Raw genomic sequence first — 12,675 nt, 5'->3', positions numbered from 1 at the left:
TGATTTATTCTTCCAGTTTCGGTTGCGGAGAATCGTCCGGAATTTTTACATGAACCTGGATGATACGTCGACTGTCCGCCATCGCAACTTTAAATAGGTAACCTTCGATTTCAATGGTTTCCCCGCGTGCAGGCAGGTGACCGAAGGCTTGCATCACCAGGCCGCCGATGGTGTCGACCTCGTCGTCGCTGAAGTGGGTGCCGAAGGCTTCGTTGAAGTCTTCAATCGGCGCCAGCGCTCGCACGGTATACATATGGCGGCTGAGCTGGCGGATATCCAGATCGTCTTCGTCGTCATATTCGTCTTCGATTTCGCCGACAATCAGTTCCAGAATATCTTCGATGGTGACCAGGCCGGACACGCCGCCGAACTCGTCAATGACAATCGCCATGTGATAACGCTGGGAGCGGAACTCCTTCAGCATCCGGTCTACTCGCTTGCTTTCAGGCACCACCACGGCGGTGCGCAGCACCTTGTCGATGCTGAATTCCTCGGATTCCGCGCGCATAAACGGCAGCAGATCCTTGGCCATCAGAATGCCTTCGATGTGATCTTTATCTTCGCTGATCACCGGGAAGCGCGAGTGGGCGGATTCAATGATCACGTCCAGGCACTCTTCCAGCGTTTGGTTACGCTTGAGCGTCACCATCTGGGAGCGCGGGATCATGATATCGCGCACGCGCTGCTCGGCGATATCCATCACGCCTTCCAGCATGTCTCGGGTATCGGGATCGATCAGGTCGTTTTGCTCGGAATCACGGATCAGCTCTACCAGATCGCCACGGTTTTTGGGTTCGCCGTGGAACAGCTGGTTAAGGATAAGAGTAAAGAACCCCTTCTTGGGACTGGGGCTGTCATTGCTTTGTGAATGGTCGTCGCTCATGGCGTTTTAGTTAATATCACTCATGTCAGAGTTAGGGGAGTCAGCGGCAGCCCCATACGGGGGCTGCGGGGAAATCAGCTGACGTCAGAGGGGGTCTTTTTCCGCCAGGTACGGGTCCGGGTAACCCAGTCCGTGCATGATTTCGGTTTCCAAAGACTCCATTTCTTCGGCTTCATCGTCTTCGATGTGGTCATACCCTAGCAGATGAAGGCTGCCATGGACAACCATATGCGCCCAGTGGGCCTCCAGCGCCTTCTCTTGCTCGACGGCTTCCTGTTCAACCACCTGACGGCAGATGATCAGATCGCCCAGCAGCGGTAGCTCGATACCCGGGGGAGCTTCGAACGGGAAAGACAGCACGTTGGTCGGTTTGTCCTTGCCGCGATAGGTCAGGTTCAACTCGTTACTTTCCGCTTCATCCACCAGGCGAATGGTGACCTCGGCCTCCTCCTGAAACTGCGGCAGCACGCCTTCCAGCCAGCGCTGGAAGGTGGCTTCATCCGGCAGGCCGTTGCTGTCTGCACAGGCAATCTGCAGATCCAAAATCACCTGACTCATGGTGTCTCCTGCTCGGAGGCGATGCTCGCCTCGCGTTTACGTTGTTCGGCAATCGCATCTTTGCGTTTTTGTTCGGCGGCTTCCCAGGCTTCATAAGCGATGACCACGCGGGCCACCACCGGATGGCGTACCACGTCTTCGCTATGGAAGAAATTGAAGCTCAGTTCTTCGACGTCAGACAGCACTTCCACCGCGTGGCGCAGGCCGGATTTTTGGTTGCGCGGCAGGTCTATCTGCGTCACGTCACCGGTGATGACCGCCTTGGAGTTGAAGCCAATACGTGTCAGGAACATCTTCATCTGTTCGATGGTGGTGTTCTGGCTCTCGTCGAGGATGATAAACGCGTCGTTCAACGTACGGCCGCGCATATAGGCCAGCGGCGCGACTTCTATCACGTTACGTTCGATCAGCTTCTCCACGCGCTCAAAGCCCAGCATTTCGAACAGGGCGTCATACAGCGGGCGCAGGTAAGGATCGACCTTCTGGCTCAGATCCCCCGGCAGGAAGCCCAGTTTTTCACCGGCTTCAACCGCTGGACGGGTCAGCAGAATGCGGCGGATCTCCTGGCGTTCCAATGCGTCCACCGCAGCGGCGACCGCCAGGTAGGTCTTGCCGGTACCGGCCGGGCCGATGCCGAAGGTGATGTCGTGATCGAGAATATTGGCAATGTATTGCGCCTGATTCGGCGTGCGCGGTTTCACCATGCCGCGTTTGGTTTTGATGGTCACCGCCTTGCCGTAATCCGGCACGCTGTCGGCAACCTGTTCCAGCACCCGGCTTTCTTTGATCGCTAAATGGATCTGCTCCGGGTCGATATCCGGGATCACGCCGCGAATGGGGGCGGTGTCCACATACAGATGGCGCAAGATATCGGCGGCGGCAACCACGCACGGGTTCTTGCCGACCAGCTTGAAACGGTTGTCACGGCGGTTGATCTCAATGCCCAACCGGCGTTCGAGTTGTTTGATATTGTCATCAAACGGGCCGCACAGGCTGAGCAATCGCTTATTGTCTGCCGGCTCTAACAAAATTTCTTGTGTTGCGACGTTCAAACTATTCCTCAAGGCTCATATCGGGCCTGGTTGGTTTTCGGTACGCGCGTCCAGGGCCAAGCCTGAACTCTCTACCTTGAATTATTCATGGTGCGCCGCACTGGCGCAAGTTTACCCATGATCTATCTGTGCGTCGGCGGCAAAATTCAAGGGCCGAAGGAGGAAAAACGCGGCCAAAACAGCCGCGTAATGCTTTGGAGATTCAGGGCTGGCGATCAGTTCTTTTTCACGAATTCGGATTTCAGCTTCATCGGGCCAAAGCCATCGATCTTGCAGTCGATGTTGTGGTCGCCTTCCACCAGGCGGATGTTCTTCACTTTGGTGCCGATTTTCAGCATGGAAGAGCTGCCTTTGACCTTGAGGTCTTTCACTACGGTCACGGCGTCGCCGTCGGCCAGCAGGTTGCCGTTGGCGTCTTTGACAATCAGCGTATCGCTGTCGTCTGCCGGCGCGCTGTCGCTCCACTCGTGGGCGCACTCAGGGCAGATAAACAGGTTGTTATCCTGGTAGGTGTATTCGGAGTTGCACTTTGGGCAGTGTGGGAGTTGCATGTTATGTCGCCTCTTAATCAAAAAAATAAAAAAAAAAGAAAATAGCCGGGCATCGAGACCCGGCTGATAAGTCATAAGGATAATCGCTGACGTGGCGTCGGGCGCCACGGCTTACAACACTGCGGAGAGGGCGTCAGGGCTGATAAATGCCGACGCCCAGCGCGTTCTCTTTTCGGGTTCGGGCGATGACTGACTGCGGGGATTCATGCACGCGCAGGTCCATCTGCTGTTCGGTACGCACCACTGCGCCACGCAGTGTGTTGGTCAAAACCTCGGTGATTTCCACATCAACAAACTGACCGATCATATCCGGCGTGCCTTCAAAGTTCACCACGCGGTTGCAGGCTGTCCGGCCCGCCAGTTCCATCACGCTTTTGCGGGAAGTGCCTTCCACCAAAATACGCTGTACGGTTCCGAGCATCCGGCGGCTGAACTGCAGCACCTGCTGGTTGATGCGATCCTGCAGGATATACAGACGCTGTTTCTTTTCGTCTTCGCTGACGTCATCGACCATATCGGCCGCCGGTGTGCCAGGGCGAGACGAGTAGATAAAGCTGAAGCTGGTATCAAAGTTGATCTCGGCAATCAGATTCATGGTCTGTTCGAAATCGGCCTGGGTTTCACCCGGGAAGCCGATAATAAAATCGGAGCTGAGCTGGATGTCCGGCCGCGCCTTGCGCAGCTTGCGAATGATCGCTTTGTATTCCAACGCGGTATGCGCGCGCTTCATCATGGTCAGTATACGGTCTGAGCCGCTTTGTACCGGCAGATGCAGGAAGCTCACCAGCTCCGGCGTGTCTTCATAAACCGCGATGATATCGTCGGTGAATTCAATCGGATGGCTGGTGGTGAAACGGATGCGGTCGATACCGTCGATGGCCGCCACCAGGCGCAGCAGTTCGGCAAACGAGCAAATTTCGCCGTCGTAAGTCGCGCCGCGATAGGCGTTGACGTTCTGGCCGAGCAGGTTGACTTCGCGTACGCCCTGCGCCGCCAGTTGGGCGACTTCAAACAGGACGTCATCGCTTGGGCGGCTGACTTCTTCACCGCGGGTATAAGGCACCACGCAGAAGGTACAGTACTTGTTGCAGCCTTCCATGATGGAGACGAAGGCGGTAGGGCCTTCGGCACGCGGTTCCGGCAGGCGATCGAATTTTTCGATTTCCGGAAAGCTGATGTCGACGATGGGGCTGCGGGTGCCCTGCACGTGGTTGAGCATTTCCGGCAGGCGGTGCAGGGTCTGCGGCCCGAACACGACGTCGACGCAAGGCGCGCGGCTGCGAATGTGTTCGCCTTCCTGTGAGGCCACACAGCCACCGACGCCGATGATCAGCGCCGGGTTCTTTTCTTTCAGCAGTTTCCAACGCCCTAACATGGCGAAAACTTTTTCCTGCGCTTTCTCGCGGATCGAGCAGGTATTCAGCAGCAGCACGTCCGCTTCTTCAGCGTTGTCGGTCCATTGGTAACCGTGTGTGCTTCCCAGTAAGTCCGCCATTTTCGATGAATCATATTCATTCATCTGGCAGCCCCAGGTTTTGATATGTAGTTTTTTGGTCATTGACTTGCCATTACTCAGTGCGGACGAAAGTTGCGATACGCGACATGCAGGGCGCTTATTGTAAACATTTGACGCCGTTGTGACCAGCGCGGGGAAAACACCATGCGACCTGAAGCCAAATTAAAAATCCGTTACACTGGAGCCAAACGCCATGCCGGTGGGAATGGCGATAATTCACTAAGAAAACATAGCCAATATGAACGTATCTCAAAAACGGTATGACGCCGTGGTGGTAGGCGGCGGAATGGTCGGCGCGGCCGCCGCATTGGGGCTGGCGCAGGCCGGTTGGTCGGTGGCCTTGCTGGAACATCAGGCGCCGCAGGCGTTCGATGCGCAAAGCCCGCCGGATCTGCGTATTTCCGCCATCGGCTGCACCTCGGTGGGGTTGCTGAAACAACTCGGCGCCTGGCCGGCGGTGCAAGCGATGCGCTCGGCGCCTTACCGCCGATTGGAAACCTGGGAGTGGGCCTCTTCACGGGTAGCGTTTGACGCCGCCTCGCTCGGCCTGCCGGAGCTGGGTTTTATGGTAGAAAACCGTATTTTGCAACTGGCGCTCTGGCAACAGCTGGAGCAGTGCGAAAATCTGACGCTCTATTGCCCCGCCAGGCTGCGTTCGCTGCAGCGGAATGACGACCACTGGCAAGTGACGCTGGACTCTTCACAGACGCTACAAGCGCGTTTGGTAGTGGGGGCCGATGGAGCCAACTCGCAGGTGCGCAATTTGGCCGCTATCGGCACCAGCGGCTGGCAGTACCGCCAGTCCTGCATGCTGATCACCGTCGATACCGGCGAGCCACAGCAAGATACGACCTGGCAGCAGTTTTTCCCTTCCGGTCCCCGGGCTTTCCTGCCGTTGTATGATCAATGGGCCTCGCTGGTGTGGTACGACAGCCCGCAGCGCATCCGCCAGCTGCAGGCGATGCCGCCAGCGCAGCTTGAGAAAGAGATCGCCGAAGCCTTTCCTGCCCGCTTAGGGGAAGTGAAGGTGCATGCGGCCGGATCTTTCCCGTTAGCGCGCCGCCATGCGCAACGCTATGTGTTGCCGGGGTTGGTGTTGCTCGGTGACGCGGCACATACCATCAACCCGTTAGCCGGGCAGGGAGTAAACCTGGGGTATCGTGACGTAGAAGCCTTGCTGGCGGTTTTGTGTGATGCACGCGAGTTGGGTGAAGACTGGAGCAGCGAAGCGGTGCTGATGCGTTATCAGCGTCGCCGTCGCACCGATAACTTGCTGATGCAAAGTGGTATGGATCTGTTTTATACCGCTTTCAGCAATAATTTGTCGCCGCTTTGCGTGGCGCGCAATATTGCGTTGATGGCGGCCCAGCGGGCGGGCAAGTTGAAGGAACATGCGCTGAAATACGCGCTGGGGCTGTAGGCGGCCCTTCCTACAAGGGCGCAGTTCAATGTCGCGCCCTTATTCATCCGGTCTCGCCAAATTCCAGATAGCAAAAAGCCCGCCGAAGCGGGCTTTTCTAAATGTGGCTGGGGTGCCAGGATTCGAACCTGGGTATGCTGGTATCAGAAACCAGAGCCTTACCGCTTGGCGACACCCCAATGGTGTAACAGTAAAATATGGTGGCTACGACGGGATTTGAACCTGTGACCCCATCATTATGAGTGATGTGCTCTAACCAGCTGAGCTACGTAGCCATTTTTCGATATTTTACTTTAAAAGTCAACAGCATTGGTATGGCTGGGGTACCTGGATTCGAACCAGGGAATGCTGGTATCAAAAACCAGTGCCTTACCGCTTGGCGATACCCCATCAACACGTTTAACTTTTTTTGCAACATCCCCATCCTAAAAAAGATGGCTGGGGTACCTGGATTCGAACCAGGGAATGCCGGTATCAAAAACCGGTGCCTTACCGCTTGGCGATACCCCACCTGTTGCCTGCAACTCGATGAAAAGAAATGGTGCGGGAGGCGAGACTTGAACTCGCACACCTTGCGGCGCTAGAACCTAAATCTAGTGCGTCTACCAATTTCGCCACTCCCGCAAAAAAGATGGTGGCTACGACGGGATTTGAACCTGTGACCCCATCATTATGAGTGATGTGCTCTAACCAGCTGAGCTACGTAGCCCATCTTTTTTCGCGCAACCTTCATCGGCGTTGCGGGGCGCATTATGCGTATATGGCCGTTTTGCGTCAACAAGTTTTTTCCCGAAAAAGCGGCTGGATGTGTCGTTTGTCTGGGTTGTGAACAGTATGGCGATAAAAGCATCAGTTCAGGCAATTAATGGTTGAAAACATCAGCAAAAAGGCGGGCCCGGAGGCCCGCCTTGGGGAGAAAACCCGGCGTGATTATTTGTAGGCGGACTGGTGAACGCCGACTGCACGACCAGAAGGATCGTCCATTTTCTTGAATGACTCGTCCCATTCGATGGCTTTGGCTGAGGAACAGGCCACTGACGGGCCGCCAGGCACGCATTCTGCCGCGCTTGGCAGCGGGAACAGCTCTTCGAAAATTTCGCGATACAGGTAGCCTTCTTTGGAGCTCGGCGTGTTGTACGGGAAACGGAAACGTGCGGTTTCGAGCTGTTGATCGCTGATCTGCTTGGCAGCGACCTCTTTCAGCGTGTCAATCCAGCTGTAACCCACACCGTCGGAGAACTGCTCTTTCTGGCGCCAGGCGACGCTGGCCGGCAGATAGGATTCAAAACATTCGCGCAGGATATGTTTTTCCATTTTGCCATTGCCGCACATTTTGTCCTTGGGGTTGATGCGCATAGCCACGTCGAGGAATTTTTTATCCAGGAAGGGCACACGGGCTTCCACACCCCAGGCGGACATCGCCTTGTTGGCACGCGCGCAGTCAAACATATGCAGTGCTAACAGTTTACGTACGGTTTCGTCGTGGAACTCACGGGCATCCGGCGCTTTATGGAAGTACAGGTAGCCGCCGAACACTTCGTCCGCGCCTTCGCCGGACAGCACCATCTTGATGCCCATCGCCTTGATCTTGCGTGACATCAGGTACATCGGGGTGGAAGCGCGAATGGTGGTAACGTCATAGGTTTCGATGTGATAAATCACGTCGCGAATGGCGTCCAGACCTTCCTGTACGGTGAAGTGGATCTCATGGTGCACGGTGCCCAGGTGGTTTGCCACTTCCTGCGCGGCGCGCAGATCCGGTGAACCTTCCAGACCCACGGCGAAGGAGTGCAGCTGTGGCCACCAGGCTTCGCTGCGCTCTTGATCTTCGACACGGCGTGCCGCGTACTTTTTGGTAATGGCGGAGATCACCGAAGAATCCAGGCCGCCGGACAGCAGGACGCCATAGGGTACGTCGGACATCAGGTGGCTTTTCACCGAGTCTTCCAGCGCGTTGCGCAGGGCATTGGCGTCGGTCACGTTGTCTTTAACGTTGTCGTAATCGAACCAGTCACGTTGATAATATTCGCGGATCTCGCCGTTCTGGCTCCACAGGTAGCTGCCCGCCGGGAATTCTTTAATGGTGCGGCAAACCGGCACCAACGCTTTCATTTCAGAGGCGACATACAGGTTGCCGAATTCGTCATGGCCCATGTACAGCGGGATAATGCCCAGATGGTCGCGGCCAATCAGGTAAGCGTCTTTCTCTGAATCGTACAGCGCGAAGGCGAACATCCCTTGCAGTTCGTCGAGGAAGTCAGGGCCTTTCTCCTGGTACATCGCCAGAATCACTTCACAGTCGGAGCCGGTCTGGAATTGGTAGCGATCGCTAAACTGCTGGCGCAGCGCCTGATGGTTGTAGATCTCGCCGTTAACGGCCAGAACGTGGGTGTGCGCAGCGTTGTACAGCGGTTGGGCGCCATTGTTGACGTCGACAATCGACAGGCGCTCATGCACCAGGATGGCTTTATCGCTGGCGTAAACACCGGACCAATCCGGGCCGCGGTGGCGCATCAGACGGGACAGCTCCAGCGCTTTCTTACGCAATTCAACGGGATCGGACTTCAGATCGAGCACACCGAAAATAGAACACATATACCGACTCTCCTAACGACTTTTTTATACCTGTCATACTTCAAGTGGCTTGGGTGTTGGCTGCCTTCACTCACCCCTTGAGTAAGCTCCTGGGGCTTCGCTCAGTTGCCGCCTACAAGCAACTCGAATTATTTTGGGCATAGACTGTGATGTTGTATTTGCTGTTATAGGCAGCATGGCCGCTGCATCAGCGATGGCGCGGTTTTGCTGCGTTGTGTTTATGAAAATGCGTCAAAACCGGCAGGGGATGCAAGCGTTTTAGCGCTGCGCCGAAAAATAGTTGTTTGGGGGAGGTCGAAAATTAGCGGATGTTCAGTTAAATGATATAAAAATTGATGAATATTCATTTTTTATATCAATGGATGAGTTGCCGGGTAATTTTACCGGCAACTCATTGCCGACTATCAGGCGATCAACTGCCACAGGGTGAAGGCCACATCCGGCGTCCATCCCGCATTGGAGGTGTGCGCCTGCAGGCAGGTGTATTTCTTGCCTTTATACGTCACCACGTCACCGGCCTTATAGCTGTGGTTGTTCTGCCACTCGGCCACGCCCGGATCGGGAGGCGTACCGCCGTCCGAGGTTTTAACTGCCAGCGCACTGCTTGGCAGCGACGTATTGCCTTGGTTGTCGGTGGCGGTGACAAAATAGCTGTACTGAGTGGCTGCCATCAGGCCGCTGTCCTGCAGCGACAGGCCACCGGTTTGGCCAATGGCGCTGCCGTTACGGTAAACCGTATAATGGCTAATCGGTTTGACGCTGCTTGCCGCAGCCCAGTTCAACGTCAGCGACGTTGCGGTAATCGCACTGGCGTTCAGCGCGGTAGGCGCTTCAGGCTTTCCCGGCGGCGGGGTGACTCCTCCCTGAATAAGCGCGGCATAACGAGTTTTGAATTCCCAGTTATAGGCCACGCCAGCCTTACTCTTGCCATTGTCCCAGTTCACCGACCAGGTCATCAGGCCCTTGATCGACAAGTTTTTGGCGTCAAGGCGCGCGAAAGCGTTATAGACCGCCTGTTTGTCGACCACATAACCGGTGGCGGCGGCATCATTGTTGGTAGGTAAACCGATCACAAATTTGGATGTCGGGATTTTGGTGTAGCCGCGGGTGCCGGTAACCAGGCTTTCGGTCAGGTAATACAGAAAGTCTTCTTTCATCGCGTCATTATTCTGGGTGATCCAGGCGCCTTTGCCGCCATTGGCTTCATCGACCCAAATACCGTCACCGCCCTGGTTATAATATTGCGGTGCAATAAAGTCATAAAACCCTTCGAGAGCGGTAATATAATCCAGGTAAGTCCCATTAGTCCGCAAATAAGGGAATTCTGGCGCCATGCTGACAATAAAGTTTTTACCTTCGGCGGCATAATGCGCTTTTACTTTTTTCAGTGCGGCAGGCAAAACGGTTTTATTATTGGCTGCACCGATAGCCGCCTGTTCCAGATCGATATCCAGACCGTCAAAACCGTAGGTTTCCACCAGACGGATAATTTCATTGCTCAGTTTGTCTTCGTCGCCGGTTTTCAATTCGATATGCGCGTCGGCGCCGCCCAGAGAAATCAGTACCGCGCGGCCCTGACTGTTCAGAACGCCGACCTGGCGACGGAACTCGGCATCGGACAGGTTGTAAGGCTTGAAGGTTGGGATACCCACGCCCTTCATAAAGGCTACGGCCACTACGTTATATTCGGCCGGGATGTCGGTCAGGTTCATATTGGCGAATTGGCCCTGTTGATAACCGTCACTGGCGCCGGCGGCCCAGTTGTGCCAAAAACCCATCATGATTTTTTTATTCGACATATCCGGCATGGCGGCTGCGTCATCTGCAACTTGTGCATTGATAATGTTATCGGAGCTCATAGTAACCTCGTTATTTTAGGTAAGATTAATTCCACACGCCGTCAATAGGGATTATTGGCGGGGCGTAAATACATAGTGCGGATTTTTAACGAGGGCGGGGTGAAACCTTTTCGCGACAATAATAAATTAAATTCAAATTGGCGCGAAAATAAGGGTGGCCGCGATGGCCACCTCAGCGATTAGAAAATATTGATATCGGCAACGGAAGGGAAGATGTAGCTCGGGCGGAACGGCATGGTTTCCACGTCGTTCAACGTCGAGACGCCGGACAACACCAGCACGGTTTCCAGACCGGCCTGGAAGCCCGCCAGGATATCGGTGCGCAGGTTGTCGCCGACGATCACCGTTTCTTCCGAATGCGCCTGCATTTTGTTGAGCGCGGCGCGGATGATCCACGGGCTGGGTTTGCCGACGTAGAATGGCTTGCGGCCGGTGATTTTCTCGATCGGGGCGCACAGCGCGCCGCAGGCAGGCACAAAGCCATGGCCGTGAGTATCCGGGTTGGTCGCGATAAAGCGCGCACCGTTATTCACGAAGTAGGCGGCCTTATGCATCATGTCCCAGTTGTAGGAGCGGGTTTCCCCGACAATCACGAAGTCCGGGTTGATGTCGGTAATGGTGAAACCGGCTTTATACAATTCATGGATCAGCGCGCCTTCGCCCACCACGTAGGCCTTTTTGCCTTCCTGACGGCGCAGGAAATCGGCGGTGGCCATGGCGGAGGTATAAAACGCGCTTTCCGGGACTTCAAGCCCGGCGGCGGAGAAGCGGTTCGCCAGATCCTGCGCCGTCTGCGATGGGTAGTTGGTCAGCACCACCAGCGGCATGCCCTGTTCCTGAATCCGCGCCAGGAAAAGATCGGCGCCGGGAACTGGCGTGTTGTCATGCAGCAGCACGCCGTCGATATCACATATAACGTTTTTGATTGTCATTGTTGCTGTTTCTCATGATTGGCGGCAGGCAAAACGCGAAGATAACACACCTGCCTTAGGCGGCGGATCAGCTTTCCAGCAATCGCTGCAATAGCACGCCGTTGAGCATTGCTCGCTTGGCCAGGGCGAAAGCCCCGATCGCCGAGCGATGATTGAGTTCGGAGGTGACCACCGGCAGGTTCTTGCGGAAGTCCTTCAGCACCTGAGTATTGATGCAGCTTTGGATTGCCGGCAGCAGCACTTTTTCCGCCTCGGTAATTTCACCGGCGATCACCACTTTCTGCGGATTAAACAGGTTAATGGCAATGGCCACGGCTTTGCCGAGGTAGCGGCCGACGTGTTCGATCACTTCGCTGGCCAGCAGATCGCCGCGGTTGGCGGCCTTGCAGATGGCGGAGATGCTGCAGTCGTCGAGTGTCAGCTTGCTCGGGTAGCCCTGAGTCAGTAACTGGCGCACGCGGTGTTCAATCGCGGCATTGGCGGCGACGGTTTCCAGACAGCCGAAGTTGCCGCAGTGGCAGCGTTCACCCAGCGGGTCGATTTGAATATGGCCGATTTCGCCGACGTTGCCGTTATTACCCAGGAAAATCTGACCGTTGACGATAATGCCGGCGCCGGTGCCGCGGTGCAGACGCACCAGAATGGAGTCTTCGCAGTCGCGTGTGGCGCCAAAATAGTGCTCGGCCAAAGCCAGGCTGCGGATGTCATGGCCGACAAAGCTGGTGACGTTAAAACGTTGCTGCAGGTTGTCTACCAGCGGCCAGTTGCTGACGCTGATGTGTGGCATATAGCGCACCACACCGAGCGCCGGGTCAACCAGACCTGGCAGGATCACCGCGATGGCGATCAGTTCGCGCAGCTTGCGCTGGTAGTCTTCGATAAATTGCGCAATGGCGGTGAACAACGCATTTTCCAGTGTTTCCTGGGTTCTTTCCGGCAGCGGATAGTGCTCTTCACCGAGCGATTTTCCGCTCATGTCGTACAGGGTGATGGTGGCATCATGACGCCCGAGGCGAACGGCCACGGTGTGGAAATGCCGGGTTTCGGAGACAATGGAAATGGCGCGGCGGCCGCCGGTGGAGGCTTGCTGATCGACTTCTTTGATCAGCCCGCGCTCCAACAGCTGGCGAGTAATTTTAGTGACGCTGGCGGGCGCTAGCTGGCTCAGTTCGGCTATTTGAATGCGCGAGATCGGACCCTGTTGGTCGATCAGGCGGTAAACTGCCGCGCCGTTGAGTTGTTTGACTAAGTCAACGTTCCCTATCTGTGCCTGTCCGCCAGTACTCATCAATAATTTTACTCGCTGTTC

At 55.7% G+C, this 12,675-nt stretch carries 10 protein-coding genes and 6 tRNA genes; 1 reads left to right on the top strand and 15 read right to left on the bottom strand.

Annotated features, from left to right (window positions below):
* Positions 1 to 4 precede the first annotated feature (4 nt).
* From corC to miaB, 5 genes are all read right to left on the bottom strand, one after another.
* Positions 5 to 883, bottom strand: coding sequence for a CNNM family magnesium/cobalt transport protein CorC (gene corC, locus AC1RKC_RS16560; RefSeq protein ID WP_012005653.1), 879 nt, complete (start codon positions 881 to 883; stop codon positions 5 to 7).
* Positions 884 to 967: 84 nt separating this feature from the next.
* Positions 968 to 1,441 carry an rRNA maturation RNase YbeY gene (gene ybeY, locus AC1RKC_RS16555; protein WP_020825630.1) on the bottom strand — a complete coding sequence of 158 codons (474 nt, stop codon included), beginning with the start codon at positions 1,439 to 1,441 and terminating at the stop codon, positions 968 to 970.
* On the bottom strand, positions 1,438 to 2,493 hold the full coding sequence (locus tag AC1RKC_RS16550) for a PhoH family protein (RefSeq protein ID WP_046374285.1): 1,056 nt from the start codon (positions 2,491 to 2,493) through the stop codon (positions 1,438 to 1,440). The genes ybeY and AC1RKC_RS16550 overlap by 4 nt, the downstream gene beginning before the upstream one ends.
* A 215-nt stretch (positions 2,494 to 2,708) precedes the next feature.
* The gene (locus tag AC1RKC_RS16545) at positions 2,709 to 3,044 is read right to left on the bottom strand and encodes a zinc ribbon domain-containing protein YjdM (RefSeq protein WP_020825632.1); all 336 of its coding nucleotides are present in this window, start codon (positions 3,042 to 3,044) and stop codon (positions 2,709 to 2,711) included.
* A 133-nt stretch (positions 3,045 to 3,177) separates the two neighbouring features.
* Positions 3,178 to 4,602, bottom strand: coding sequence for a tRNA (N6-isopentenyl adenosine(37)-C2)-methylthiotransferase MiaB (miaB, locus tag AC1RKC_RS16540; RefSeq protein ID WP_046374284.1), 1,425 nt, complete (start codon positions 4,600 to 4,602; stop codon positions 3,178 to 3,180).
* Positions 4,603 to 4,798: 196 nt separating this feature from the next.
* Between miaB and ubiF the strand changes: the two genes are divergently transcribed.
* Positions 4,799 to 5,980 carry a 3-demethoxyubiquinol 3-hydroxylase gene (ubiF, locus tag AC1RKC_RS16535; RefSeq protein ID WP_046374283.1) on the top strand — a complete coding sequence of 394 codons (1,182 nt, stop codon included), beginning with the start codon at positions 4,799 to 4,801 and terminating at the stop codon, positions 5,978 to 5,980.
* A 104-nt stretch (positions 5,981 to 6,084) separates the two neighbouring features.
* On the opposite strand, the gene AC1RKC_RS16530 is transcribed toward ubiF, so the two are convergent.
* The 10 genes from AC1RKC_RS16530 to nagC all read right to left on the bottom strand — a co-directional run bounded on the left by AC1RKC_RS16530 (position 6,085) and on the right by nagC (position 12,654).
* Positions 6,085 to 6,159: transfer RNA gene (locus AC1RKC_RS16530), tRNA-Gln, on the bottom strand.
* Between the two features lie 19 nt (positions 6,160 to 6,178).
* Positions 6,179 to 6,255: transfer RNA gene (locus tag AC1RKC_RS16525), tRNA-Met, on the bottom strand.
* A 40-nt stretch (positions 6,256 to 6,295) separates the two neighbouring features.
* Positions 6,296 to 6,370 (bottom strand) — tRNA-Gln (locus AC1RKC_RS16520).
* 45 nt (positions 6,371 to 6,415) lie between these two features.
* Positions 6,416 to 6,490, bottom strand: a tRNA-Gln gene (locus AC1RKC_RS16515).
* Between the two features lie 29 nt (positions 6,491 to 6,519).
* Positions 6,520 to 6,604, bottom strand: a tRNA-Leu gene (locus AC1RKC_RS16510).
* Positions 6,605 to 6,612: 8 nt separating this feature from the next.
* Positions 6,613 to 6,689: transfer RNA gene (locus AC1RKC_RS16505), tRNA-Met, on the bottom strand.
* Between the two features lie 221 nt (positions 6,690 to 6,910).
* Complete coding sequence (gene asnB / locus AC1RKC_RS16500; RefSeq protein ID WP_261135024.1) at positions 6,911 to 8,575, bottom strand: asparagine synthase B; 1,665 nt, start codon at positions 8,573 to 8,575, stop codon at positions 6,911 to 6,913.
* Positions 8,576 to 8,979: 404 nt separating this feature from the next.
* Positions 8,980 to 10,434, bottom strand: a complete 1,455-nt coding sequence (chiC, locus tag AC1RKC_RS16495; protein ID WP_493092541.1) for a chitinase ChiC — start codon at positions 10,432 to 10,434, stop codon at positions 8,980 to 8,982.
* Between the two features lie 179 nt (positions 10,435 to 10,613).
* Positions 10,614 to 11,366, bottom strand: a complete 753-nt coding sequence (locus AC1RKC_RS16490; RefSeq protein ID WP_020825637.1) for an HAD-IIA family hydrolase — start codon at positions 11,364 to 11,366, stop codon at positions 10,614 to 10,616.
* 67 nt (positions 11,367 to 11,433) lie between these two features.
* A complete protein-coding gene (gene nagC, locus AC1RKC_RS16485) occupies positions 11,434 to 12,654 on the bottom strand; it encodes a DNA-binding transcriptional regulator NagC (RefSeq protein ID WP_020825638.1) in 1,221 nt (406 codons plus the stop codon).
* Positions 12,655 to 12,675: the final 21 nt, after the last annotated feature.

Source organism: Serratia sp. GW822-FHT06E05, assembly GCF_058799445.1.
This window is presented reverse-complemented; position numbering and strand designations above follow the sequence as displayed.

Bases quoted from the DNA above. Each gene is read 5' to 3' on its own strand.
- corC (WP_012005653.1), bottom strand. From the start codon at position 883: ATGAGCGACGACCATTCACAAAGCAATGACAGCCCCAGTCCCAAGAAG.
- ybeY (WP_020825630.1), bottom strand. From the start codon at position 1,441: ATGAGTCAGGTGATTTTGGATCTGCAGATTGCCTGTGCAGACAGCAAC.
- AC1RKC_RS16545 (WP_020825632.1), bottom strand. From the start codon at position 3,044: ATGCAACTCCCACACTGCCCAAAGTGCAACTCCGAATACACCTACCAG.
- miaB (WP_046374284.1), bottom strand. From the start codon at position 4,602: ATGACCAAAAAACTACATATCAAAACCTGGGGCTGCCAGATGAATGAA.
- ubiF (WP_046374283.1), top strand. From the start codon at position 4,799: ATGAACGTATCTCAAAAACGGTATGACGCCGTGGTGGTAGGCGGCGGA.
- asnB (WP_261135024.1), bottom strand. From the start codon at position 8,575: ATGTGTTCTATTTTCGGTGTGCTCGATCTGAAGTCCGATCCCGTTGAA.
- chiC (WP_493092541.1), bottom strand. From the start codon at position 10,434: ATGAGCTCCGATAACATTATCAATGCACAAGTTGCAGATGACGCAGCC.
- AC1RKC_RS16490 (WP_020825637.1), bottom strand. From the start codon at position 11,366: ATGACAATCAAAAACGTTATATGTGATATCGACGGCGTGCTGCTGCAT.
- nagC (WP_020825638.1), bottom strand. From the start codon at position 12,654: ATGAGTACTGGCGGACAGGCACAGATAGGGAACGTTGACTTAGTCAAA.